Genomic DNA, 22,561 nt, shown 5'->3' on the forward strand with positions numbered 1-22,561 from the left:
TGTCGCGTCGCAGTTGCTTGCGGAAAACAATGGCGCCCGCCGCATCGGCTCCATGCGCCTGAAACACATTCTTCGCTAGGTCCAATCCGATCGTGTTAACTTCCATTGTGGACGCTCCCTCTCTTACGGTGGCTGTCAAACACCACCATTCTGGCACATCGATGCCGTCGAGGGGGCGTCCACCCCATCACTATCGACAGTGCCCCCGAGATCCGCATCGAGGGTGTCCGCGATCAAGCCTGCGGCGGCACCTGCGCCGCAGTGGTAGAAACACGAAACTATATGGTCAGGTTTCGAATATACAGGAGGTAAAATAGAAAAACTGTTAGCAATATCGAAATAACCGTCCAAATAGTAAACCAAATTATTCTCGCAATACGACTCTTTCGACGCTGTATCCATCGAGCGAACTTTACCATCAAGTAATCTAGGATGACGTCCAAATGTCGCCTCCAACGGCCATTCGCTTCGGATTTTGGCCTTCGCCCGACTAATTCTAATAAGTCAGTTGGGGCCAAGCCCATTCACTCAACAATATTCCTATCTCTATATCGTGGCGGGACAGCACCCCCTCTGGCGGAGCAACGGAGCAGTCTCACTGCCTTGCAACGGTCAACGCTATTCTCCCCCTCCCGCATCGACCACGAATCCGCCTATAGTGCCCCATGCCGATCCGCCAGCTTTCCGAAACGATGATCAACCAGATCGCCGCCGGCGAAGTCATCGAACGTCCGGCAAGCGTGGTCAAGGAACTGGTCGAGAACGCGCTGGATGCAGGCGCTACCAGAGTCGAGATCGTCACCGCCGGCGGCGGGCTGAACCTGATCCGCGTCAGTGACGACGGCTCGGGCATTCCGGAAAAGGAACTGGCGCTGGCGATTGCGCGCCATTGCACCTCCAAGCTCGCCGACAACATTCACGACATCCGCTCGCTCGGCTTTCGCGGCGAGGCCTTGCCCTCGATCGGCTCGGTGGCACGGCTGTCGATCCGCTCGCGCACCGCGTCCAGTGAAAACGCCGCCGAGATCGGCATCGAGGGCGGCCGCGTCTCCGCGGTCAGGCCGGCGGCGGCCAATCGCGGAACCACGGTCGAGGTGCGCGACCTGTTCTTCGCCACGCCCGCAAGGCTCAAATTCATGAAGGGCGAGCGCGCCGAAAGCACGGCCATCGGCGACGTGGTCAAGCGCATCGCCATCGCCTTTCCCGCCGTGCGCTTCACCCTGGCCGGCCCGGACCGCTCGACGCTGGAACTGCCGGCGACCGACGACAGCCCGGAAGGCCGGCTGCGCCGGGTGGCGCAGGTGATGGGCGCCGACTTTCCGGACAATGCGATCGCCATCGACGCGATGCGGGACGGCGTGCATCTCGCCGGCCATGTCTCGGTCCCCTCCTTCACCCGCGCCAACGCGCTGCAGCAATACGCCTATGTCAACGGCCGTCCGGTGCGTGACAAACTGATCGCCGGCGCCATTCGTGGCGCCTTCGCCGACGTGCTGCCACGCGACCGCCATGCCGTCACCGTGCTGTTCCTGACGCTCCATCCGGCGATCGTCGACGTCAACGTCCATCCGGCCAAGGCAGACGTGCGCTTCCGCGACCCGGGGCTGGTGCGCGGGCTGATCGTCGGCGCCATTCGCGAAGCGCTGGCCAATGCCGGCATCCGCCCCGCCACCACAGGGGCCGCCGGCATGATGGCGGCGTTCCGGCCAGGCGCGGCATCCTATGCGCATGGCGGGCCGGCCAACGGTCACCGCAGCTACGAGGCCGCTTACCGGGCCTCAGGCTTTGCCGGGTTCGATCCTGGCCGTTCGCCACAGGGGCCGCTCGATATGGGCGACGGGTTCGGCGAGGACGAGCAGGCGGCCTTCGACGCCGGGCCGCTGCACAGCGCCGATGCGCGCGCCGGGCAAAACGAAGCGGCGGAAACGCTGCTCGGCACGGCGCTGGGCGCGGCGCGCGCGCAAGTGCACGAGAATTATATCGTCGCCCAGACCAGGGATTCTCTTGTCATCGTCGACCAGCATGCGGCGCATGAGCGGCTGGTCTACGAGGCCTTGAAGAACGCCCTCCACTCACGCGCGGTGCCGTCGCAGATGCTGCTGTTGCCCGAGATTGTCGATCTGTCGGAAGAGGATGCCGAGCGGCTTGCCAGGCATTCCGAGACGCTGGCCCGCTTCGGCCTCGGCATCGAGCGCTTCGGCCCCGGTGCCGTCGCGGTGCGCGAGACGCCATCGATGCTCGGGGAGACCAACGTCCAGCAGCTGGTGCGCGATCTCGCCGACGAGATCGCCGACAACGACACGGTCGACACGCTGAAGGAGCGGCTGGACAGAATAGCCGCGACCATGGCCTGCCACGGCTCGGTACGTTCCGGCCGCCTGCTCAAACCGGAAGAGATGAACGCGCTGCTGCGCCAGATGGAGGCGACGCCCGGCTCCGGCACCTGCAACCATGGCCGCCCGACCTACATCGAGCTCAAGCTGGCGGATATCGAGAGGCTGTTTGGGAGGCGGTGAGAAGGTCGCTCGCGCTGGCGCTGTCTATAACTCGCTAGCAAGGCTGGTTCCACAGGCGGCTTTAATCATCATCTGGGGGTTCGAACTTCTGACGGACAAACTTCCCCTCGATTCTCAAAAACGCACTTCCACAAGGCGCCTCTAAACAAGAGGTAATGAGCGGGTCGTAATTCGCAATTGTATTGACATCGTACAACCCGGAATTGTTGGGGTCGTTGATGTATTCGTCAGATTCATCGCCTGCAAAAAAGCACCATCCGCTATCAACCGGATGATCTGGCGTTTCGCGGTAAAGATAGCCTACTTGCGCGCCATCCACGGTGATGCGGTCGGTCGCAATACAGCTGCCGTAACCAACTGCTATTGGGCGAAACGTCGAACCATCCCTGAAAAACGTCTTAGGCATTCAAAGCTCACTGGTGGCAACCGTACTTCTAGTTAAATCAGCCGCGTACGCCACCAGCAGTCAAGCACTAAAGCTCTCATCTCTTCAAATTCACCACAATGACGCCGCCCAGCGCCAGCGCCCCGCCGATTATGCCGAGCAGCGTCGGCACCTCGCCCAGCCAGAAGAAGCCGATCAGCGTCGCCATCGGCGACACCAGATAGAGGAAGGTCGAGGCACGCGCCGCGGGCAGTCGGGAAAGTGCTGTCGCCCACGCGGCATAGGCGATCAGGCTGGGTACGATGCCGAGAAAGATGACGGCGCCGAGCCCGGCGGTGTCGGCGACCGCCGCCTGCGCCAGACCGCTCGGCAGGAACGGCGACAGGCAGAGCGCGCCAAGCACCATGTTCGAGGCCGAGATCGTCAGCGGGTGATGGTGGGCAAACAGCGGCTTCTGGACGATGGTGTTGACGGCCGAGCACAGCGCCGAGCCGAGGACAAGCAGCGCACCATTGTTGAAATGCAGCCCTTGCCCCTCGCCCATGGCGATGATCCCGATACCGGCGAAGGACAGGAATGTGCCGGCCCAGGCGAGGCCCGAGAAGCGTTCGCCGAGCAGCGCCATGGCCATGATGGCGGTGAAGATCGGGCTGACATTGATGATGAAGCCGGCCGCACCGGCCGAAACGGTCAGCTCGCCGAAATTGAGCATCACCGTGTAGAGCGCGACGAAGACGGCACCACCGAAGACAAAGCGCCAGAGTTCATCGAGCCTGGGCAGCGCCGGCCGCTTGACCGCGAGGAAGATCGCCGCCGGAACCGCGGCGATGGCAAAGCGCAGCGCGCCAAGTTCCAGCGGCCCGAAAGCGGCAAGGCCGGCGCGGATCGCCGGAAAGGCGGAGGCCCAGCCGACCACCGTCAGCGCCACCGCGATGGCAGCCGTGGCATCCATGCGCTGTGTCGTATTCAACGTGCCGGTGTAAGCGCTCATCTGGGTGTCCTCGCGATCCAATGCCATGAAGTAGAGAAACGCTATTGCGGGTCGGTTGACAAACGAACAAATCGAGGATCACCTGTGACTATGGATCACAGCTTAGACCCGATGCTGCCGCTCGAAACGCTGCGCGCCTTCGACGCCGCGGCTCGGACCGGCAGCTTTTCGGCGGCGGCCGAGAAGCTCAACATCACTCACGGCGCCGTCAGCCGGCAGATCGCCAAGCTCGAGGGTTGGCTCGGGCTGAAAGTCTTCGATCGCGGCGCCCGCGGCGTCTCGCTGACGGTCGAGGGCAATCGCCTGCATCTGCGCACCACCGAAGCCTTTGCCCTGATCGCCAGCAATTCGGATCGCTGGGTCGAGCCGCGCGGCACGGCGGTGGTGCGGCTGACCTCGATCCCCTCGGTCAGCGGGCTGTGGCTGATGCCGCGCATGGCGGCGCTGGAGAACCACCCGTCCAAGCTGCGTATCGTGCTCGACGTCGACATCCGCCAAGGCGATCTTGCCGACGAGGGCATCGACCTGTCGATCCGCTGCGGGCGCGGTCGCATTCCGGGCCGGATCTCGGTGCAGCTTTTCGAAGAATATGTGTTCCCGGTCGCCTCGCCGGGACTGGCCAGGGAGATCGGTCGCGGAGATCCCGCCCGACTGCTCGAATTTCCGGTGATCAATGATTCCGACGCTTCAGCCTGGCGCGCCTGGTTTGCGGCGCAGGAGATGGACTATCGGCCGCGGCCGCACGACCGCCGTTTCGAGGACTACAACCTCGTGCTCGACGCCGCCGCGCACGGGCTCGGTATTGCGCTGGCACGTCCGCCGTTGACGGTGGACCAATTGAAATCGGGCCGCATCGTCGCCGTAGACGAGCGCAGTGCGCTAAGCCCGATATCTTACTGGCTCGACCGGCCGCTGGGGCGCCCGCGCGCCGCCGCCGCCGAACTCGCCCGGCGCATCGCGGTCCAGGCCGGGCTGCCAGCGGAGAAGATCGAAGAGTTCCTTGAGGTAGAGAGCTAGGAGCGACGGACAAGCGCTGATCTCCCCCCTTGTGGGCCCTTGTGGGGGAGATGCCCGGCAGGGCAGAGAGGGGCGCGAAGGATCGCTAGCTCGCTAACTTTGAGACCAGCCGAGAACAAGCTGAGGACGCAATCGCAATCGATTGAGAGGTCCGCGGGACAGCGCCCCCCTCTGTCCTGCCGGACATCTCCCCCACAAGGGGGGAGATCGGCCGTCATCAACGTCAAGCTTGACCTCGCCGCAATTTGTGGCGATGACATCGTCATGAATTTCGGCACCACCCCATGATGAACCGTTTCGAAGGACCCGGCGGCAAGGAAGCCCGCATCCGCTATCTCGACGGCGACTTCCAGGTGACCAGCCCCGGCGCCTTCGTACGCTGCGCGGTGACCGGCGAGAGCATCCCGCTCGACGAGCTTAAATACTGGAGTGTCGCCAGGCAGGAACCCTATGTGAACGCCGCTGCCTCGCTGCGCCGCGAGATCGAAGCGCATCCGGAACTGCGCCGCCGACGCTAGTCCAGCGCAAATGGAAGCAGCCCCGTTGCGATCCTGCGCCCTCTGCCGCGGCGTCAGGCCGGCAACACCGAAACCTTAGAGGCCATGAAATAAAAAACCCGCCTCAAGTTCGAGGGCGGGCCACCGGCGAATCATCACCATACCCAAATTACTAGCATAGCTGCCGGCACAAAGCAAGAACAAAATACGTTCGACCGGCGGAAAGCCGCAAATTCCAGTCCCGCATTGCCTCGGTGCTCACGCTTCTGGTCAGCCTTTAAGCCGGCGCTGCCGCCAGGCATCCAGCGTCTCGTCGATGATGCGTTGCGGCACATGGTCGAGCTCGAAGACGGTGTCGATCTCCAGCACATCGAGCCCGTCGAGGAATTCCGGCGGTGCCGCGCCGTGACGCAGGCGGGCAGCGTCCTTGGCGGTGGTAATGAGACCAAGCCCGGCTTTACGTGCTGTCGCCGCCAATTCGGCAAGCTCGTCCGCACTGTAGAAATGATGGTCAGGAAACGGTCGGGTCAGCGCAAGCTCGCCGCCGGCCTCGGCTACGGTGTCGAAAAACCTGTCGGGATGGCCAATGCCGGCGAACGCCAGGAACCGCCTGCCGGCCAGCGTCACCTTGCTGCTCGGGGCAGTGTGCGCCTCGAAGATCGGCCTGCCGGCGCGCGCTGCCTGGCGCACGACCGTATCGGCCGCGGTGCCCTCGCCCATCTTCAGCAAGGCGCTGGTGAAGACCAATTGGTCGACGATCTTTGCCCGCAGCGGCCCGCCGGGGATGACGCGGCCATTGCCGATGCCATGTCGCGCGTCGACGACGACGAGCGCATAGTCGATGTGGATGCGCGCGCTCTGAAAACCGTCATCCATGATCAGGAAATCGCAGCCGAGCTTCTCCAGCAGAAGCCTGGCGCCGGCGGCCCGGTTCGGCGTCACCGCGACCGGGGCGTGTTCGGCCAGAAGCAGCGGCTCGTCGCCGACATGCTTGGCGGCATCGTGGTGCGGATCGACGATATGCGGCCGCGCGAAGGAGCCGCCATGGCCGCGCGACAGGAAACCCGGATTAAGCTGCATGCGCCTGGCCTGCTCGGCCAGCGCGATCGCCACCGGCGTCTTGCCGGTGCCGCCGACGGTGAAGTTGCCGACGCAGAGCACCGGCGCCTCGACCTTTTCACGCGGCGCGTGCCGCATGCGGCGACCGGCGACAAGCGCATAGACGGCGGAGAGCGGCGACAGCGCCGTGACCCGCCAGTCCGGCTCTTCCCACCAGAAGGGCGGCGCTTCCGAGGTCACGTCAGCGCCCGTTCGCGCCCTTCAGGCGCGACTTGACGACCAGCGGCTGGATATAGGGCTCAAGCGACCTGAGCGTATGCGCCAGCGCACCGCGCATCTCGTCGACCGTCGCCGCACCCGCCGCCATCATCTCATGGCGGGCCGCCTCGTTGGTCAAAAGGAAATTAACGGCGCCGGCCAGCATATCGCGGTCGCGCACCAGCTTGGCGCCGCCGCTATCGAGCAGGCGCTGATAGGCCTCGCGAAAATTCTGGACGTTGCGGCCGGCAAGCACTGCCGTCTCCAGCATGGCTGGTTCCAGCGGGTTCTGGCCGCCCTCGGAAGTCAGCGAACGGCCGACAAAGGCAATTTCCGTCAGCCTCAGATAAAGCCCCATCTCGCCGATCGTGTCGCCGAGCAGAATATCGGTGTCGGCGGTGATCCTGTCGCCCTTGCTGCGCTGCGCCAGCTTCAGGCCCATGCCGGAAATCTGGGCGGCCAGCTGCCCGGCGCGATCGGGATGGCGCGGCACGATGATCGTTAAAAGCCCGTGGTGGCGCTTGTGCAGCATGGCGTGAACTTCGGCGGCGACCGCCTCTTCGCCGTCATGGGTCGAGATCGCCGCCCAGGTCGGGCGGCCGCCGATCTGGCGTTTCAGCGCCGCCAGTGCCCGCTCGTCGGCCGGCGGCGGCGCGGTGTCGACCTTGAGATTGCCGGATACAGTGACCGGCCTGGCGCCGAGCGAAAGGAAGCGCTCGCCATCGAGGTCCGACTGGGCAACGACATGGGCGAGATTTTCGAACAATGCTTCGGCAATGTTGGCGCGCTTCTTCCACGACTTGAAGGAGCGGTCGGACAGCCTGCCGTTGACCAGAACCTGCGGCACGCGGCGGGCGCCGAGTTCCAGGATGGTCATCGGCCAGATCTCCGATTCGGCGATGATCGCCAGGTCCGGCTGCCAATGGTCGAGGAAGCGGCTGACCGCCGGCTTGAGGTCGAGCGGCACATATTGGTGGATGATGCGGTCGCCCAGCCGTTCTTCGGCGACCTGCGCCGAGGTGACCGTGCCCGTCGTCAGCACGATGTTGACGCCGTAATCGAGAATGCTCTCGACCAGCGGCACGACGGCGATGGTCTCGCCGACGCTGGCTGCATGGATCCAGATCACCGGGCCTTCGGGGCGCTCGCGTCCGGCGACGCCGTAGCGTTCGCGCCGGCGAATGCGATCCTCCTTGCCTCTGGAAGTGCGCCAGGCGACATAAGGCCCGGCCAACGGGTAGGCGGCCGCCCCCGCGAAACGGTATGCGGTCAGGAAGGCGCGCGCCCAGCGCACACTCATTTCGAACCGTCCACAAGGCGATAGGCCTCGGCGGTCGCGGCATTAAGCGAGGCCGTGACCTCCTGGCGCTTGCGTTCCATTTCGGCGGCGTCGGCGTTGGCCGGCACGAAGACAGGCGTGCCGACGACGATCGAGGAGCGGCCGAAGGGCAGGTTGATCGTCGTCTTGTCCCAGCTGCCCTCGATCACCTTGCGGCGGCTGGTGGCTATCGCGGCAGGCAGGATCGGCCGGCCGGACAGCCGCGCCAGAAGGACGACGCCGAGCCCCGCATCGCGCGGCGTGCCGTGGGGAATATCAGCAATCATGGCGACATTCTTGCCGGTGGCGAGCGACTTTTTGAGGGCGATGAGCGCCTTGGCCCCGCCCTTGTCGAGATGCCTTGCGCTTTCGCGCCCGCCAGAGCCGCGCACCGCCTCGATGCCGAATTTCTCGACCATCAGCGCGTTGAGCTCGGCATCGGCGCTGCGCGATACCATGGCAACCAGCGGCCGTCCCTTGGGATAGTAGGCCGGGGTCAGCAGGTGCTGGCCGTGCCAGAGCGCGATGATGCCAGGCTCGAGCTGCGCATAGGCGCCGCCGGAAAACTTGGCCGATCCGTCGACCATGCGGTTGGTCAAGCGGACAAGGCGGACGAAATACGCAAACAGCGCGGCAAGCGCATTCTTGACGAATCGCGACTGCGCCAGCGGTTCGCGGATCTTGCGCCAGAACGTCTTCGGCTTGCGACGTCTGACCGCCGACCGCGGGGCTGATCGCTTGACCGCTTCATGGTTCATCGATGTCAACCGACAGCCTTGTTTTCGGGGTCGAGGAGGCGGTGCAGGTGAACGACGAAATAGCGCATATGGGCATTGTCGACGCTAGCTTGCGCCTTGGCCTTCCAGACGGCGTGCGCCGATTGGTAGTCCGGATAAATGCCGACAATATCGAGCGCGTCGAGATCGCGGAATTCGGTGCCGCCCAGCTTCTTGAGTTCGCCGCCGAACACCAGGTGCAAAAGCTGCTTCTTTCCGTCTTCAGCGGCCATGTCGATCCTTCACATATCGTGAGTTTGGGACAGGTCTAGACCAAAGCCGCCGACTTTGGAACTATTGATAGTGGTCAATTGTCCAGCCCGGCGATGACGCCGGCGAGCACGGCGAGGAGTTCGCCGCTGCCGGCGGCGAGCGGTCCGTGACGGATCACTTCGCCGGCATAGAGCGGCGCGCGGCCATGCCGATCGAGCAAGGCTCCGCCTGCCTCGCGCAGGATGAGATCGGCCGCGGCGATGTCCCAGTCATGTGCGTTGGCCTTGACGAAGGTGGCATCGAGCTGGCCGCCGGCGATCATCGCCAGCCGGTAGGCGAGCGAAGGAATATAGGGCACGCGCTTCAGCCGTTTGTGCCATTTCGCCGGCAGCAGGTCGATCATCGCCTTCGGTCCGGCGATTTCGGCCGTTTCCGCCGGCGGACGCACGCTGATGCGCCTGCCGTTCAGGAACGCGCCCTCGCCCGGCAGCGCCCAATAGATTTCGCCCTTCGCCGGGCAGTCGAGTACGCCGGCAAGCGTTCGGCCGTTCTCGACCACAGCGACGCTGACGCACCATGTGGGCAGGCCCTCGAGGAAGCCGCGCGTGCCGTCGATCGGATCGACGACGAAGGTGCGGCGCGCGACAAGCCTTACCGGGTCGTCGACGGTTTCCTCCGACAGCCAGCCATAATCCGGCCGGGCCGCCAGCAAGGTCTCGCGCAGATATTTGTCGGCGGCGTGATCGGCTTCGCTGACCGGCGAGGTGCCGCCCTTCATCCACACTTGCGGATTGTTGTTGAAGTATTGCATGGCGATGAGCCCCGCCTCGCGGGCGGCATCGCGCAACAGCTGCAGGTCTTCAGTAGCGCCGGCTGAGACGGCCGGGTCAAGCTCCGGCAAGGGTCATTCCTTCGATCAAAAGCGTGGGCGCGGCGGTGCCGAAATTGCGGTCGAGATCGCTCGCCGGAACCATGTTGAGGAACATCGTCTTCAGATTGGAGGCGATGGTCACCTCGGCGACGGGATAGGCCAGCTCGCCATTTTCGATCCAGAAGCCGGAAGCGCCGCGGCTATATTCGCCGGTCACCATGTCGACGCCCTGGCCGAACACTTCGGTGACGTAGAAGCCGGTCTTGAGCGACTTGATCAGCTCTTCCGGCGTATTTTCCCCGGGCTCGATGGCGAGATTGGTCGACGACGGCGAGACCGACGAGCCGCTGCGCGAGCCGCGCCCATTGGTGACGAGGCCGAGTTCCCGAGCCGCCGAAGTCGACAGGAACCAGTGGTTGAGCACGCCCTTGTCGACCATGAACAGTTTTTCGCCCTCGACGCCTTCGCCGTCGAACGGGCGCGAGGCCTGTCCACGGCGCCGGAGCGGCTCGTCGGTGACGGTGATTGCGGCCGAAGCCACCTTCTTGCCCATCATGTCGCGGAGAAAGCTGGTCTTGCGCGCCACCGCGGCGCCATTGATGGCACCGGCAAGGTGGCCGGCAATGCCGCGCGCCACACGCGGATCGAACACCACGTCGACAGGCCCGGTCGCCGCCTTGCGCGCGCCAATGCGGCGTACAGCGCGCTCACCGGCCTTGCGGCCGATGTCTTCCGGCGCGTCGAGATCGGAAAAATGCTGGCGCGAGGAGAATTCGTAGTCGCGCTCCATGCCGGTGCCCTCGCCGGCGATCACGCTGGTCGAGCGCGAAAAACGCGAGGCGACGTAGTGGCCGACGAAGCCGTGCGAGGTGGCGAGCACCAGGCCGCCAAGCCCGGCACTGGCGCCACTGCCGGCCGAATTGGTGACGCCCTTGACGGCAAGCGCCGCCGCTTCGGCGGCAAGCGCTGCTTCCTTCAACTGGTCCGCCGACACCTCGGTGGCGTCGAACAGATCGAGGTCGCGCGGTTTCTTGACCAGCAAGGCCGGGTCGGCGAGGCCCTGATAGGGATCCTCGGGGGACACCTTGGCCATGGCGACCGCGCGCTCGGCCAGCATATTGGGGTCGGATGCCGCTGTTGCCGAAACGCTGGCTACCCGCTTGCCGACGAAGACGCGCAGCGAGACGTTCTCGCTCTCGGACGCCTCTGTGCCTTCGACCTTGCCAAGCCGCACCGACACGCCGGTCGAGCGGCCACGTACCGCAACGGCATCGGCGGCATCGGCGCCGGCCCGTTTGGCAGCCTCGACCAGGGCCGCGACGCGATCGGTCAGTTTCGCTGCGTCGAGCGTATCGGTCATGCGCATGATCCCGTTATTTCCGGCCGGCTGAAGGGCAGCCGCTGCTGCACCATCTATTGTCCCGATGCCGCTTCTGCAATGGGAGAAGCGGACAATCAGGAGGCATCTAGCCCCAGGTCGGCGCGACCGACCCAGAGATGGTGCGTCCTTCCAGACGCACAAAGGACGGCTTAGATCCGAGGTGGCCGTGACCGAAAGCCGCGACGGCGGCACCGCTGCCGGCGACGAGTCGAAGATGCGGCGTGTGCGACCGTCAGCCTGTAGAGTTGGGATCGGCTGGATCCACCCACGGGCGGCCCAACCGTGTCACCATCGCCGCGTACCCGACGGCACCTGCCGCCCAAAGGAAGATGCCAAGCTCTTTGACAGCGTCTTCGGCGATGTCGACCGCCGAACCCGGGCTAGGAAACAGCTCTCCCAGCTGGTCGATCGCTGCTGACATCGCGAGTAGGAAGCCTGCGGCCACAAATACGATCGAGCCGTCGAATGTCTTCCGTCGCAGCCGAAAGAACCAGAACAACCCGGCGACGGCGTAGGCAATCATCGTAACAATCTCTGGTATCGCGACAAACGGCAGCACGTCCTCATGGATCAACAACAGGTCATCGAGGCCCATGACCAAGGTAAGGCCGCCGAGAAACGTGCAATCCCATCGGTGCGTGAGCAGACCGGCAAACAGGGTCGCCGCGCCGGTGCCGATCCACAGTGAAGCACCTAGGGACGAAATCCACCCCGTATAGAAGCCGACATCCGCGGCTGCAGATGGATCTCGATAGAAGATTGTAGCGTCCAGACCAAGAGTTTGCGCGACGAACAGCGCGGCCAAGAGCATCACAACATTAATCGCCACGGCCGCAAGTATGACTAGGCGCCAGGACATTGTCCATTCGCTGCTATGTTTTGCGTTCAGCGCGTTTTTGTCTGGCATTGTGCCGAAGGCCATTCTGAGTACGACGGCCGATAGCTCCGCGGCGCCGAGAACCCCGCCAGCACTATGCCGGCCCACCATGATCGTGGCAACACACGGAACGGTTGCAGCGTCTCGCACATGACGAGGTCGTCGCGGTGCAGTTCCTGGCCAGCGCCAACCAACGCACCATGCCGCTCGAAATGTTCATCGGCTTGCGCGAAAGCTCTCCCCGGCAATAGCGCCGCCGCCACGCTGATGATGGGGCTGTCGATAATCCTCCTGGTCGTCGCCAATCTTCTGGCTCGACGGAGCCGGCGGCGGCCTGGACCGACCATCTGATCCTGGCTTTCAAGCCGGGCGAGATCGGCTTCTCCAACCTTCCTCAGGGACCAGCCACCGGCGTCCAGATCACGTCGTCGATCCTGAGCGCGCCGGTGGCGAGCATCACCAGCCGGTCGAAGCCGAGCGCCGCGCCGCTCGCCTGCGGCATGATGGCGAGCGCGGCGAGGAAATCCTCGTCGATCGGGTAGCGTTCGCCATAGACGCGCTGCTTCTCATCCATTTCGGCGGCAAAGCGCCGGCGCTGCTCGGCCGGATCGGTCAATTCGCCAAAGGCGTTGGCGAGCTCGACGCCGCAGTAATAGAGCTCGAAACGCTCGGCGGTGCGTGGATCGTCGGCGCTCGGCCGGGCCAATGCCGCCTCCGAGATCGGATATCCGAAAAGAATGGTAGCGCGCCCCTGCCCCAGCGCTGGCTCGATTTTTTCGACCATCACCCGGCTGAACAGGTCGGCCCAATTATCGTCGGGCGCGGTCCGCAATCCGGCCTGGACCAGGGCGGCATGCAACCCCGCGCGGTCGGTGTTGCCATCGGCCGCAACCGTCGCCAGCAGATCGATGCCGGCATGGCGCATGAAGGCTTCGGCGACGCTCAACCGTTCCGGCCCGGCGAACGGATCGGCCTCACGGCCGCGGAAGCTAAAACGCTTCGCTGCGGCCCGTTCGGCCGCCAGCGCTACGAGCTCGGCGCAATCGCGCATCAGGCTCTCATAGGTCTCGCCGACACGGTACCATTCGAGCATGGTGAACTCAGGATGGTGCAAGGGGCCGCGCTCGCGGTTGCGCCAGACAGCCCCGAGGCTGAAGATGCGCTCCTCGCCGGCGGCAAGCAGCTTCTTGCAGGCGAATTCCGGCGACGTGTGGAGGTAGAGCGGCTGGCGCTGCCCGTCCGGCCCGATCGCCTCGGTGGCAAAGGCCGACAGGTGCGCTTCATTGCCGGGCGAGACCTGCAGGGCCGATGTATCCACCTCGACGAAGTCGCGGCGGGCGAACCAGTCGCGCATCCCGGCGGCAATGGCATTGCGCAGGATCAGCCGCGGCCGGCGGTCGGCGTGGACATGCGGCGTCCACCACGGCGAGGCGGCGGTCATCGGCTTCAGGGGAATTGCACAGAGGGCTGGCGATTGCGGCCAAGATGCGCTAGGCCGCACGCAACGGCCTCTCCAGCCGATTTGCGCCAACAAATTTTATCAGGATGGAAACCCGTGAAGGTCATCGCCAGCTCCTTACGCAAAGGCAACGTCGTCGAAAAGGACGGCAAGCTTTATGTGATCCTCTTTGCCGAAAACATTCATCCTGGCAAGGGTACGCCGGTCACCCAGCTCGACATGCGGCGTATCTCCGACGGGGTAAAGGTTTCCGAGCGTTACCGCACCACCGAGCAGGTCGAGCGCGCCTATGTCGAGGAGCGCGAGCACACGTTCCTCTACCGTGACGGCGAAGGCTTTCACTTCATGAATCCGGAGACTTACGACCAGGTCGCGGTGCCGGAAAGCGTGGTCGGCGACATGGCGCCCTATCTGGTGGAAGGCATGCCGGTGCAGATCTCGCAATACAACAACATCGCCATCTCGCTGGTACTGCCGCAGCGCGCCACTTTCGAGGTGGTCGAGACCGAGCCGGTGACCAAGGGCCAGACGGCGTCCTCGTCCTACAAGCCGGCAACGCTGTCCAACGGCGTGCGTACCCTGGTGCCGCCACACATCAGCGCCGGCACCCGCGTGGTGGTGATGACCGCCGATGGCGCCTATGTCGAGCGCGCGAAAGATTAAGGCGCGAAGTCTGACACGCCTCGCCGAAGGCGTCGCGGCGGCCGGTCATCGTCTACCGCTTTGTGCCAGGGGCTTTCGAGCATTGGGACGCTGCACCCGGACCGAAGCGTCAACGCCCTGCCAGTTCTTTCCTATTGCACGACGCCAGCGGGCAATCTCTGAGCCTCGAGCAACGCCGACCGTCCCTTTCGCCAGGTGCCAGGTGGAATGCCGACGAACTTTTTGAAGGCGCGATTGAAGGCGGCTTCCGACTCGTAGCCGACCTCGGCACCCGCTTGCGCGATGCTCATTTCGGGGCGTTCGAGCAAGCGTCCTGCCAGTTGCAGACGCCAGCGAGCAAGATAGTGCATGGGCGAGACCTCGACATAGTGGGTAAAGCGGCTCGCAAACGCCGTGCGCGAGAGCCCTACTTCGCGGGCGAGCCGGTCCAATGTCCATTCCTCCCTGGGGCGAGCGTGGATGAGCCGGAGCGCCTCGCCGACATGTGGATCCCGTAGGCCTGACAGCCAGCCGCGCGAATCGTCGGGCAGGGTCTCGAGATGGCGGCGGATGATCTCGACAAACATCAGCTCGCTCAGCTTGGCGAGTATCGTCTCACAGCCCGCCCGCCCACTGCCACCTTCTGCCAGCGCCAGCCGAAAAAGGTCGATAACCCAGCTGCTTCCATCGGCGGGCTTGCGGGCGCACAGGATGGCCGGCAATGCGGCCAGGAGAGGATTGAAGGGACGTGCATCGCAGCCAAGATACCCGCAAATGAACCGGGTCCGCTCGTCTCCGCCGCCACCATGGATCACCGCGAACGGCAGGCTCTCGTCTATCGGCCGATAATACATCGCCATATTGGGTTCGCCCCGCACCCCCGGCGAGGAGCTCAACACGTTCGGAACACCACCGGGGAAGACAACGACATCACCGGCGTTCACGAGCACCGGGGGGACGGAATCGTCTGCCAGCGCGGCCCAGCACGATCCCGACATCACGGCATGAAAGGAAATGATGTGCTCTGCCTCCGGCATGACGGCGGCGGCAATGTCGGCAGTGCCCGGCGACTCGCCAACCCAGGGAGAACTGGCGTTGACGTCGAAATAGATCGCACCGGTGAGGCGAACGGCTCGGAGCACATCGGAAAGGACATCCATGCAACACCTCCGGAAACGATCGGCTACTCCCTTTGACAACGAGTTTTTCGGCCAGGCATCTCGAACTATCCGGCAATATTGCCGCCCGAGCAACCATCCATCCGGTCTAATCCTACTCTGAACGATCGGGCAACAGAAATGGACGATGTGACATTTCCGGGAACAGCGGACGGGATTAGCGTTTCATCGGCCGGCCGACAGGTCCAATAACAGGGAGGAATGTCATGCACGATGAAGACATCACCAAATTCGCAGCAAGCCTGCGAGGCGAAGTCATCCGCGCCGGCGACGCCCGCTATGACGAGGCCCGCAAGCTCTACAACGGCATGATCGACAAGCGGCCGCTGATCATCGCCCGCTGTGTCGACGTCGCCGACGTAATCACAGCGGTGAATTTCGGCCGCGACAACAATTTGCTGGTTGCGGTACGTGGCGGCGGCCATAATGGACCAGGATTGGGGAGCTGCGACGACGGTCTGGTGATCGACCTGTCGGCGATGAACGGCGTGCGCGTCGATCCGGATGCCCGCACGGCGCGGGTAGGCCCGGGCTGCACTCAGGGCGACCTCGACCATGCCACCCATGCCTTTGGCCTGGCCGTACCGGCGGGCATCATCTCGACCACTGGGGTCGCCGGACTGACGCTGAGCGGCGGCCATGGCTATCTGACGCGCAAATATGGCCTGACCATCGATAATCTGGTCGAGGCCGATGTCGTGCTTGCCGACGGAAGCTTCGTCACCGCCAGCAAGGAACGGAACCCCAACCTGTTCTGGGCGCTTCGCGGCGGCGGCGGCAATTTCGGCATCGTTACCAGCTTTGTGTTCAGGCTCCACCGGGTCAGCATGGTCTTTGCGGGGCCGATCGCATGGGATCAGCGCCACGCCCGCACCATCATGCAGCATTATCGCGAGTTCCTGCCGAACGCGCCCGAAGAACTCGGGATCTTCCTCGGGCTCAAGACCGTCCTGTCGAGCGCACCCTTCCCGGAAGAGTTTTGGGGAAAGCGGATGTGTCTGCTGATGTGCTGCTACAACGGCCCGGAGGAAAAGGGCAGAGAGGCGCTGGCCCCGCTGCTCGATGCGCTGCCCGCGCCCTGGTTCAACTGGATGGGAACGATGCCCTATCCCGCGGTGCAGAGCATGTTCGATGGGCTCTACCCGAAGGGAATGCAGTGGTACTGGCGGGGCGATTTCGTCAAGACGCTGTCCGACGAGGCGATCGACGCCCATCTCGAGCAGGCGGCGAAGACGCCGAGCGAGCTATCGCTCATGCATCTCTACCCGATCGATGGTGCGGTCCATCGCGTCGGCAAAGACGAGACACCCTGGAATTACCGTGATGCGACCTGGTCGATGGTCATCGCCGGGATCGATCCGGACCCACAGAAAGCGGGGCCGGTGACGCGCTGGACCAAGGTCTACTGGGAGGCCGTGCATCCGTTCGATCTGGGTGGCGCCTACCTGAACTTCATGATGGATGACGAGGGCGATGCAAGGCTCAAGGCGGCTTATGGCGACAACTATGAGCGCCTGGCTACGCTGAAGAAGAAATACGACCCGAACAACCTCTTCCGGGTGAACCAAAACATTCGACCGGCTGCTTGACGGCGGCTCTTGTCAGGCCGGCAAGCGTACCGGCCGGCCCAGCTAAGGCTCGGCCGGTACGATAGCTTGCCGGTCAGGACGCTCTGATCCAGACCAGCATCTCGCCGGAATCGTGGTGTCCCGGGCGAAATACGGCACGGTGACTTTTGCTGCCTCGACCGCCGGTGATTTTTCAAACGCCTCTTTCCTGTCAACAGCCGACAGCGTGACGCCGCCGGGCACGTTCGAGAGCTGACTACATTTGAAACCAGGCCAGACGACCGCCGAGTGGCGTCCAATGAGCCATGCCGGGCTGCTTTTCAGGCTACCCCGCGCTTCTGATCGTGGTGGGCCGCGTACTGTCCATGCACAAGTCCGGACCTGTTTGGCGACACCATCATTGACTGGATCGTTCGCACATGATCGACAAAATGACCCGGAAATGACCGAGATACAAAGCTTTCCTTCAGTTGTGCATCAATAAGCCGCGACAATTTTTTAGCAATCTTTAGGCAAATTCTCAGGTTTATCGACAAACAGCAGACAATTCGGCAGCAGACAATTCGGCACAACGGTCTTTACTGGATTTATGTGGATGGCAATGCATCCCTACTTGACACCGGGACAAGCTGAAGAGCTATGCTGAACATCGGTCGCAAGTTTGCGCGGAGGGAATCTGTTCATGGATTTCATCGAGAGTTGGTTTGGTATTTCCCCTGACGGCGGCGACGGATCGACCGAAGCTCTCTACATACTTGCCGTTGTCGCAATATTGGCGCTCGCATTCCACAAGCACATCGTGCAATTCGCGCGCGGTTTCTTCGCGCGGAAATAGCCCGCGTACCGTTCGAGCCCAGCTTTATTCGTCTGACCAGAGTACAAACGGCACCAGTCGTCTGACACGCCAATTCACTGTTGCCGCGCGAATCCCGTTGTTATCAGAGCGTTGCCCTGCGTTAGCTTCAGAGGGGAAGTCGATGCGAGGAATAGCGGCAATCCTGCGAGCACTGTTCTCCGCCTGGATTCCGGCACTGATCGAGATGGCTCGCCGTTTCTGTCGCCGGTGGCGGCTAGGGGGTGACCGCCGGGTCGACCAGAAAGGGTCCCGGGCGCATTGCGTACCGATCGATCACCCTGCTTTCTGCCGGCCTGACCCGCTGATCTACGATCAGTATTACCTGATCGGCCTTGGTCTCGCGGTCACCTGGGATAATCCCGATATCGAGCTACGCCAGGGTGGTGTGCCCGTTCCCGCCGGCAGGTTGCAGGCGGACACCGACTACGAGGTGCGGGTTCGCGTCTGGAACGCCTCCCCGGATGCCGTCGTCGTCAAGATGCCGGTCCATCTGTCCTATCTGTCGTTTGGCATCGGAACCGTGTCGAATCCGATAGCCACCAGGCCGGTCTCGGTCGGGGTGATCGGATCCGCCAGCCAGCCTGGGTTCGTCTCCTTCGACTGGCATACGCCGCGGCAAGCAGGTCACTATTGCCTGCAAGCTTTGCTCGACCCCGCCGATGACGCCAACTTCGCCAACAATCTCGGGCAAGAAAATACCGATGTCGGACTGGCGCAGTCGCCAGCAACATTTCAATTCGAGTTGCGCAACGCTACCCGTCGGCCGCATCGGTACCGGTTCACCGTCGATGCCTACACCATTCCGCCGCTCGGCCCCTGTCGCGACGACCGGCAGCCAACGGAAGAAAGCGCCAAGGCGGAGCAAAAGCGCCGGCTGGCGGCACACTTGCCGTCGGCTCATCCCCTGCCGCCGGGCTGGAAGGTCGAGATTTCGCCTGACCTGCCGTCGCTGGCGCCGGGCGAACAGGTGACGATCACGGCGGTCGCTACGCCGCCGGACGGCTGGACCGGCCGGCAGGCCCTCACTCTGAATGCGTTTGACGAGGGTGACCGCGCCAGCGGCGGCGTCACCTTGACCGTCCTCAGCAGCTTGGAGCCGTGATGGCCACCGACGACAAATCCTGGACCAAGTGCACGACCGCCGACGAGGTGATTTCGGTCAACCAGTACATCAGCGCGGCGATTACCAGCGGCATATTCGCAGCCGTGATGGTCGTGGTGGTGGTCGCGATGGGCGAGCCGTGGTGCATACCGATCGCGCTGGTGGTGACTGAGATTGTGTGGATTCTCGCTTATTGCGACTGGTGGCTCAACAAACGGCTGGTTTGCCTGGGCGAGCCGGTGAGTATCGTCGGCATGGTCATCAGCATCGAGCCGCCGTCGGAAAAGACCTGGCCAGGAAGCCTGGACTCCGACTACAGCCTCAATTTGCTGCTGCCGAACAACCCGGTGGGCGTCTCCCAGGCCGTTGCCGCCGCCAGTGCCCCGTTCGGCTATCTGATGGCCGAAAACGCAATCACCTCCTCGCACGGCTTTCTGTTCACGGGGAACCCGGCGGAGGACAAGGTGACCGGAGTAAAGTCAGAGGCGCTGCATGTGGAGTTAGAAGGGGCATCGATCCATGACCTGCAGACCGTCAACATCCTCGCCCTAGCCGCGGCATTGATTGCGCTGGCGGTATGCATGTCGGGCGTCGGCGCGGTCGTCGCCTACGTATTGGCGCTTCTCGCCTTGCTCGCTTCGCTGCTCGGCGCGGCCTTCAGCAGTTCGGACACCGCCAGTCCGAGCGATGCCGGCCTGCCGAGCATCGAGACCAACAAGGGCGACGGAACCGGAGCGACAATCCTGGGGGTGACCGGCCGGTGGGTCTATGATGCCGGACACATCCACGACAGCTTTCATGAAGGCCACAACGAACTGCATCCGGTCCAGCAGGCCCAGATTCTGGGACGGCCATGGGACGGCGACTGGCCCGACGATATCGACGAAATCGTTCGGGGCTACCAGGACGGCTACGCGCAGTCTCAGGATCCGCTCACCAAGGCGCAACAGGCCCGGCCCGGCTCCCGGTGGTCGGTCCATCCCTATGTTGACGGCTGCAACGACACCGTCCGGCCAGATCAGCCTCCGCACTAAGCCAGTCAGGCTGTTGGACACGATAGTTCGAATCCCGATACCGCGCTGGTGTACTCGGCCCTTGAGAATCCTTCAGCCTTCGGCAACATGGCGGCAAGGCTGAGAGCATGAGGATGAGCAAGGTCATTTCCGCCGCATCACGGCGTTCGCCGCGCAAGACATCGATGGCGCTGACCGAGGCGCTGGTCGCCCGCACCTTGCGTGCGGTCGAGGATGCCGGGCCGACGCCGGGCATGGTCTACATGACCGATGCCGATTACGCGCGCATTCGCGACGAGGTGCTGGCCGGCGCGCCGGGCGGGCCGGTGAAGCTGTTCGCCTATGGCTCGCTTCTGTGGAAGCCGGCCGGCGAGGTCAGGGGTGGCGAACGGGCCGTGGCGACGGGCTGGCACCGTTCGTTCTGTTTTACGGTGCAGCGCTTCAGGGGCACCGTCGAGCAGCCCGGCCTGATGATGGCGCTCGACCGCGGCGGCCAGTGTCAGGGCATGGTGTTCGAGGTCGCCGAGCCCGTGGCGGCCAATCTCGAAACGCTGCTGCGCCGCGAGATGACCATCCTGCCGGCCGTCAACGTGCCGCGCTGGCTGCAGGTCAGGACGGGCGGCGGCACGGGCCAAGCGCTTGGTTTCGTTGTCGATCCCGCCAATCCACGCTACGCCGGCAAGCTCGAAAAGCGAGCGATAGCGGCGACCCTGGCCACGGCCGTCGGCCACTGGGGTTCGGGCGCCGAATATCTGTTCGAGACCATTCGCCATCTCGACGCCTGCGGCATCCGCGACCGCAATCTCTGGCAGTTGCAGGAACTTGTGGCCGAGGAGATCGGTCGGGCGCTGCGATCGGACTTTATTCGTCCCTGAGCCAGACCAGCATCTCGTCGGGCTCCCGGGCGAAATCGATGTTGCAGGTCGACGAGATGTCCCGCGCGCTCGCCGATGGCAGCATCGAGCATCGTGTGTCGTTCCTTCGGTTCTATGCCAGTGTGTTCGCCCATGCGCCGACAAAGGGCGGCAGCATGATGCACGTCTGCTGCTCGACAGCCTCGTTGCGCAGCCGCTCGGCGAGGGTATCGACTTCCACCTCGGCGGCGGTTGCGGTACCGACTGCCTCGGCCATCGGCAACAGGCTGCGCAACGTGCCGGCAATGTAGTCGTAGATCGGCGAGTCGGGTCCGCTGCCGGCGAGGCCGGCGGAGTTCATCCGCGGCGCCGGCAGCCCTGCGCCGGCGAACACCATGGGCAGCCTGCCACCCATGTCGACCTCGAAACCCGCGCGCTCGATCGTGTCGATGATCCAGCCGCGGCATTTGCCGAACAGCGGCGCCTCTGGAAAACTGCGGGTGAGCGGCATCGCCATTTCCTGGACGGCGACGATGCCGCCAGGCCGCAGGAAACCGGCAAGCCTGCGCAGGGTTGCGGCCGGGTCGGGCAGATACATTAGGACAAGCCTGCCGATCACCGCATCGAAGCTCCCGTCGGGCGAGAATGTATCAAGCTCGGCCGTCGTGAAACGTGTCCAGTAACACTGGCCGGATTCAGTGGCGCGCCGCTCGGCAATGTCCACAGCCTCTGCCGAGCGATCGACACCAAGCACGCTTCCCGCCGGTCCGACCAGCCTTCCGGCCAGCAAGGAGACATCGCCTACGCCGCAGCCAATGTCGAGCACGCGCATGCCGGGTCCTATGCCCGCACTGCGCAGGACATGCTCGGTAAGGTCGTGAATGAGCGCTCCCTGCAGCTCCAGGCGCTTGAATTCGCTTTGCGTGTAACCCAACGCATAGGGACGCGGATCCATGGGGCTCTGATCACGGCCGGTCTTCGGCGCATGTTCGGCAAGCAGATTGTACATGTTTGACTCCATGATCGATTTATCCGGGATTTGTGACCGCTGGGCAGCCTGATGACCGCCCGGGGCCCGACCGTCACCATCGGAGATCGGTGCTACAACCTGATTTCCGGAATCGGGAATTGCGTTACGACTGAAACAGGCGCCCGTGCCTGGCATACCACGCAAGCGGAGAACCACCCTGCGCCCGGCGTTCGGACGCCACTATGATTTCGGCGCCCGCGGAACGAACACGATATGCGGCGTCTTCGGCGGACGACCGGGCGGCACATAGTCCGGAACCGGCGTATCGTCTGCCGGGAGCGAAAGCACATATCGGTGGATGGCGCGCAGGTCGGGCTCGCTCATGGCGCGCAGGTTGAACCATGGCATGGGCGGGCGCGTCTCGATCGTGCGCGCGAACTGTACCCAGTCGTCCTCGTCCATGGTCCGCAAAAATTGGCGAAGATTGGTCGGGTAAGTCGTACCCCAGGGCCCGTTGAAGCCGAGCGAGTCGCCGATCAGCCATCGATCCTGCGGAACGTTGCCGGCCTTCTCCAGGTACCCTGGCGTGTGGCAATCGTTGCAGCCGCCGATTTTCACCAGGTATCGACCGTGCTCGATCGAAGCGGTCGCGGACGCCGCGCCGACTTCACCCTGGTTGAGCGTTGCGGCGGTGAATGCTGCGGCCAGGCCAAGGGCGGCAATTGCGATGAGAGCTCTTCGTGTCATCAGCTTCTCCGCT

At 63.9% G+C, this 22,561-nt stretch carries 22 protein-coding genes and 1 pseudogene; 9 read left to right on the top strand and 14 right to left on the bottom strand.

The genetic code is table 11. The features are described from left to right. Positions 1-106 (bottom strand): annotated as a pseudogene (locus NKI39_RS10750) (IS110 family transposase); the annotation flags it as partial. Positions 107-665: 559 nt separating this feature from the next. Here NKI39_RS10750 and mutL point away from each other — a divergent pair. Next, positions 666-2,516 (top strand): DNA mismatch repair endonuclease MutL, encoded by a 1,851-nt coding sequence (gene mutL, locus NKI39_RS10755; RefSeq protein WP_352831741.1) that lies wholly within the window; start codon positions 666-668, stop codon positions 2,514-2,516. A gap of 61 nt (positions 2,517-2,577) precedes the next feature. Here mutL and NKI39_RS10760 read toward each other — a convergent pair whose 3' ends face one another. Continuing rightward, entirely contained in the window at positions 2,578-2,922 is a 345-nt protein-coding gene (locus tag NKI39_RS10760) for a DUF2185 domain-containing protein (RefSeq protein ID WP_352541554.1), read from the bottom strand. Between the two features lie 76 nt (positions 2,923-2,998). Further along, complete coding sequence (locus NKI39_RS10765) at positions 2,999-3,892, bottom strand: DMT family transporter (protein WP_352831743.1); 894 nt, start codon at positions 3,890-3,892, stop codon at positions 2,999-3,001. Positions 3,893-3,982: 90 nt separating this feature from the next. On the opposite strand from NKI39_RS10765, the gene NKI39_RS10770 reads away from it, so the two are divergent. Both NKI39_RS10770 and NKI39_RS10775 read left to right on the top strand, forming a co-directional pair. Continuing rightward, positions 3,983-4,909, top strand: a complete 927-nt coding sequence (locus NKI39_RS10770; protein ID WP_352685489.1) for a LysR family transcriptional regulator — start codon at positions 3,983-3,985, stop codon at positions 4,907-4,909. A gap of 284 nt (positions 4,910-5,193) precedes the next feature. Next, on the top strand, positions 5,194-5,427 hold the full coding sequence (locus NKI39_RS10775) for a DUF2093 domain-containing protein (protein WP_031211156.1): 234 nt from the start codon (positions 5,194-5,196) through the stop codon (positions 5,425-5,427). A gap of 249 nt (positions 5,428-5,676) precedes the next feature. Here NKI39_RS10775 and lpxK read toward each other — a convergent pair whose 3' ends face one another. From lpxK to epmA, 8 genes are all read right to left on the bottom strand, one after another. Next, positions 5,677-6,705 (bottom strand): tetraacyldisaccharide 4'-kinase, encoded by a 1,029-nt coding sequence (lpxK, locus tag NKI39_RS10780; RefSeq protein WP_352831745.1) that lies wholly within the window; start codon positions 6,703-6,705, stop codon positions 5,677-5,679. Between the two features lies 1 nt (position 6,706). Next, positions 6,707-8,023 (bottom strand): lipid IV(A) 3-deoxy-D-manno-octulosonic acid transferase, encoded by a 1,317-nt coding sequence (gene waaA / locus NKI39_RS10785; protein ID WP_352474386.1) that lies wholly within the window; start codon positions 8,021-8,023, stop codon positions 6,707-6,709. Further along, positions 8,020-8,799 (bottom strand): lysophospholipid acyltransferase family protein, encoded by a 780-nt coding sequence (locus NKI39_RS10790; protein WP_023717166.1) that lies wholly within the window; start codon positions 8,797-8,799, stop codon positions 8,020-8,022. Before NKI39_RS10790 ends, waaA begins: the two co-directional genes overlap by 4 nt. A gap of 5 nt (positions 8,800-8,804) precedes the next feature. Next, on the bottom strand, positions 8,805-9,050 hold the full coding sequence (locus tag NKI39_RS10795; protein ID WP_023674378.1) for a DUF4170 domain-containing protein: 246 nt from the start codon (positions 9,048-9,050) through the stop codon (positions 8,805-8,807). A gap of 74 nt (positions 9,051-9,124) precedes the next feature. Continuing rightward, positions 9,125-9,931 (bottom strand): 3'(2'),5'-bisphosphate nucleotidase CysQ, encoded by an 807-nt coding sequence (locus NKI39_RS10800; protein ID WP_352831747.1) that lies wholly within the window; start codon positions 9,929-9,931, stop codon positions 9,125-9,127. Further along, entirely contained in the window at positions 9,918-11,261 is a 1,344-nt protein-coding gene (locus NKI39_RS10805) for a TldD/PmbA family protein (RefSeq protein ID WP_352831749.1), read from the bottom strand. The genes NKI39_RS10800 and NKI39_RS10805 overlap by 14 nt, the downstream gene beginning before the upstream one ends. A 253-nt stretch (positions 11,262-11,514) precedes the next feature. Beyond that, complete coding sequence (locus NKI39_RS10810) at positions 11,515-12,204, bottom strand: DUF8692 domain-containing protein (protein ID WP_352685493.1); 690 nt, start codon at positions 12,202-12,204, stop codon at positions 11,515-11,517. A 349-nt stretch (positions 12,205-12,553) separates the two neighbouring features. Beyond that, positions 12,554-13,600, bottom strand: coding sequence for an EF-P lysine aminoacylase EpmA (epmA, locus tag NKI39_RS10815; protein ID WP_352831750.1), 1,047 nt, complete (start codon positions 13,598-13,600; stop codon positions 12,554-12,556). 114 nt (positions 13,601-13,714) lie between these two features. On the opposite strand from epmA, the gene efp reads away from it, so the two are divergent. Further along, on the top strand, positions 13,715-14,281 hold the full coding sequence (gene efp, locus NKI39_RS10820; RefSeq protein WP_023674374.1) for an elongation factor P: 567 nt from the start codon (positions 13,715-13,717) through the stop codon (positions 14,279-14,281). Between the two features lie 131 nt (positions 14,282-14,412). On the opposite strand, the gene NKI39_RS10825 is transcribed toward efp, so the two are convergent. After that, positions 14,413-15,420 carry an AraC family transcriptional regulator gene (locus NKI39_RS10825; protein ID WP_352831752.1) on the bottom strand — a complete coding sequence of 336 codons (1,008 nt, stop codon included), beginning with the start codon at positions 15,418-15,420 and terminating at the stop codon, positions 14,413-14,415. Between the two features lie 224 nt (positions 15,421-15,644). On the opposite strand from NKI39_RS10825, the gene NKI39_RS10830 reads away from it, so the two are divergent. From NKI39_RS10830 to NKI39_RS10850, 5 genes are all read left to right on the top strand, one after another. After that, positions 15,645-17,027, top strand: a complete 1,383-nt coding sequence (locus NKI39_RS10830; RefSeq protein WP_352831754.1) for an FAD-binding oxidoreductase — start codon at positions 15,645-15,647, stop codon at positions 17,025-17,027. A 661-nt stretch (positions 17,028-17,688) separates the two neighbouring features. Beyond that, complete coding sequence (locus tag NKI39_RS10835) at positions 17,689-17,841, top strand: hypothetical protein (RefSeq protein WP_352474399.1); 153 nt, start codon at positions 17,689-17,691, stop codon at positions 17,839-17,841. Between the two features lie 142 nt (positions 17,842-17,983). Further along, a complete protein-coding gene (locus NKI39_RS10840; RefSeq protein WP_352831756.1) occupies positions 17,984-18,964 on the top strand; it encodes a hypothetical protein in 981 nt (326 codons plus the stop codon). Next, the gene (locus NKI39_RS10845) at positions 18,964-19,998 is read left to right on the top strand and encodes a hypothetical protein (RefSeq protein WP_352474401.1); all 1,035 of its coding nucleotides are present in this window, start codon (positions 18,964-18,966) and stop codon (positions 19,996-19,998) included. The genes NKI39_RS10840 and NKI39_RS10845 overlap by 1 nt, the downstream gene beginning before the upstream one ends. 113 nt (positions 19,999-20,111) lie before the next feature. Further along, positions 20,112-20,852 (top strand): gamma-glutamylcyclotransferase, encoded by a 741-nt coding sequence (locus tag NKI39_RS10850; RefSeq protein ID WP_352831758.1) that lies wholly within the window; start codon positions 20,112-20,114, stop codon positions 20,850-20,852. A gap of 112 nt (positions 20,853-20,964) precedes the next feature. Here the strand turns inward: NKI39_RS10850 and NKI39_RS10855 are convergent, their stop codons facing one another. Together NKI39_RS10855 and NKI39_RS10860 are read right to left on the bottom strand one after the other, a co-directional pair. Next, the gene (locus tag NKI39_RS10855; RefSeq protein WP_352474404.1) at positions 20,965-21,852 is read right to left on the bottom strand and encodes a class I SAM-dependent methyltransferase; all 888 of its coding nucleotides are present in this window, start codon (positions 21,850-21,852) and stop codon (positions 20,965-20,967) included. Between the two features lie 189 nt (positions 21,853-22,041). Continuing rightward, the gene (locus tag NKI39_RS10860; RefSeq protein WP_352474406.1) at positions 22,042-22,548 is read right to left on the bottom strand and encodes a hypothetical protein; all 507 of its coding nucleotides are present in this window, start codon (positions 22,546-22,548) and stop codon (positions 22,042-22,044) included. Positions 22,549-22,561: the final 13 nt, after the last annotated feature.

Origin of the sequence: Mesorhizobium sp. M0664 (assembly GCF_040320565.1) — a bacterium.
Taxonomy (GTDB): domain Bacteria; phylum Pseudomonadota; class Alphaproteobacteria; order Rhizobiales; family Rhizobiaceae; genus Mesorhizobium.

Bases quoted from the DNA above. Each gene is read 5' to 3' on its own strand.
- NKI39_RS10825 (WP_352831752.1), bottom strand. From the start codon at position 15,420: ATGGATGTCCTTTCCGATGTGCTCCGAGCCGTTCGCCTCACCGGTGCG.
- NKI39_RS10795 (WP_023674378.1), bottom strand. From the start codon at position 9,050: ATGGCCGCTGAAGACGGAAAGAAGCAGCTTTTGCACCTGGTGTTCGGC.
- NKI39_RS10855 (WP_352474404.1), bottom strand. From the start codon at position 21,852: ATGGAGTCAAACATGTACAATCTGCTTGCCGAACATGCGCCGAAGACC.
- NKI39_RS10860 (WP_352474406.1), bottom strand. From the start codon at position 22,548: ATGACACGAAGAGCTCTCATCGCAATTGCCGCCCTTGGCCTGGCCGCA.
- NKI39_RS10810 (WP_352685493.1), bottom strand. From the start codon at position 12,204: ATGGCCTTCGGCACAATGCCAGACAAAAACGCGCTGAACGCAAAACAT.
- mutL (WP_352831741.1), top strand. From the start codon at position 666: ATGCCGATCCGCCAGCTTTCCGAAACGATGATCAACCAGATCGCCGCC.
- epmA (WP_352831750.1), bottom strand. From the start codon at position 13,600: ATGACCGCCGCCTCGCCGTGGTGGACGCCGCATGTCCACGCCGACCGC.
- NKI39_RS10850 (WP_352831758.1), top strand. From the start codon at position 20,112: ATGAGCAAGGTCATTTCCGCCGCATCACGGCGTTCGCCGCGCAAGACA.
- NKI39_RS10760 (WP_352541554.1), bottom strand. From the start codon at position 2,922: ATGCCTAAGACGTTTTTCAGGGATGGTTCGACGTTTCGCCCAATAGCA.
- NKI39_RS10845 (WP_352474401.1), top strand. From the start codon at position 18,964: ATGGCCACCGACGACAAATCCTGGACCAAGTGCACGACCGCCGACGAG.
- NKI39_RS10790 (WP_023717166.1), bottom strand. From the start codon at position 8,799: ATGAACCATGAAGCGGTCAAGCGATCAGCCCCGCGGTCGGCGGTCAGA.
- NKI39_RS10835 (WP_352474399.1), top strand. From the start codon at position 17,689: ATGGATTTCATCGAGAGTTGGTTTGGTATTTCCCCTGACGGCGGCGAC.
- NKI39_RS10770 (WP_352685489.1), top strand. From the start codon at position 3,983: ATGGATCACAGCTTAGACCCGATGCTGCCGCTCGAAACGCTGCGCGCC.
- NKI39_RS10775 (WP_031211156.1), top strand. From the start codon at position 5,194: ATGATGAACCGTTTCGAAGGACCCGGCGGCAAGGAAGCCCGCATCCGC.
- NKI39_RS10805 (WP_352831749.1), bottom strand. From the start codon at position 11,261: ATGACCGATACGCTCGACGCAGCGAAACTGACCGATCGCGTCGCGGCC.
- NKI39_RS10765 (WP_352831743.1), bottom strand. From the start codon at position 3,892: ATGAGCGCTTACACCGGCACGTTGAATACGACACAGCGCATGGATGCC.
- NKI39_RS10840 (WP_352831756.1), top strand. From the start codon at position 17,984: ATGCGAGGAATAGCGGCAATCCTGCGAGCACTGTTCTCCGCCTGGATT.
- waaA (WP_352474386.1), bottom strand. From the start codon at position 8,023: ATGAGTGTGCGCTGGGCGCGCGCCTTCCTGACCGCATACCGTTTCGCG.
- NKI39_RS10830 (WP_352831754.1), top strand. From the start codon at position 15,645: ATGCACGATGAAGACATCACCAAATTCGCAGCAAGCCTGCGAGGCGAA.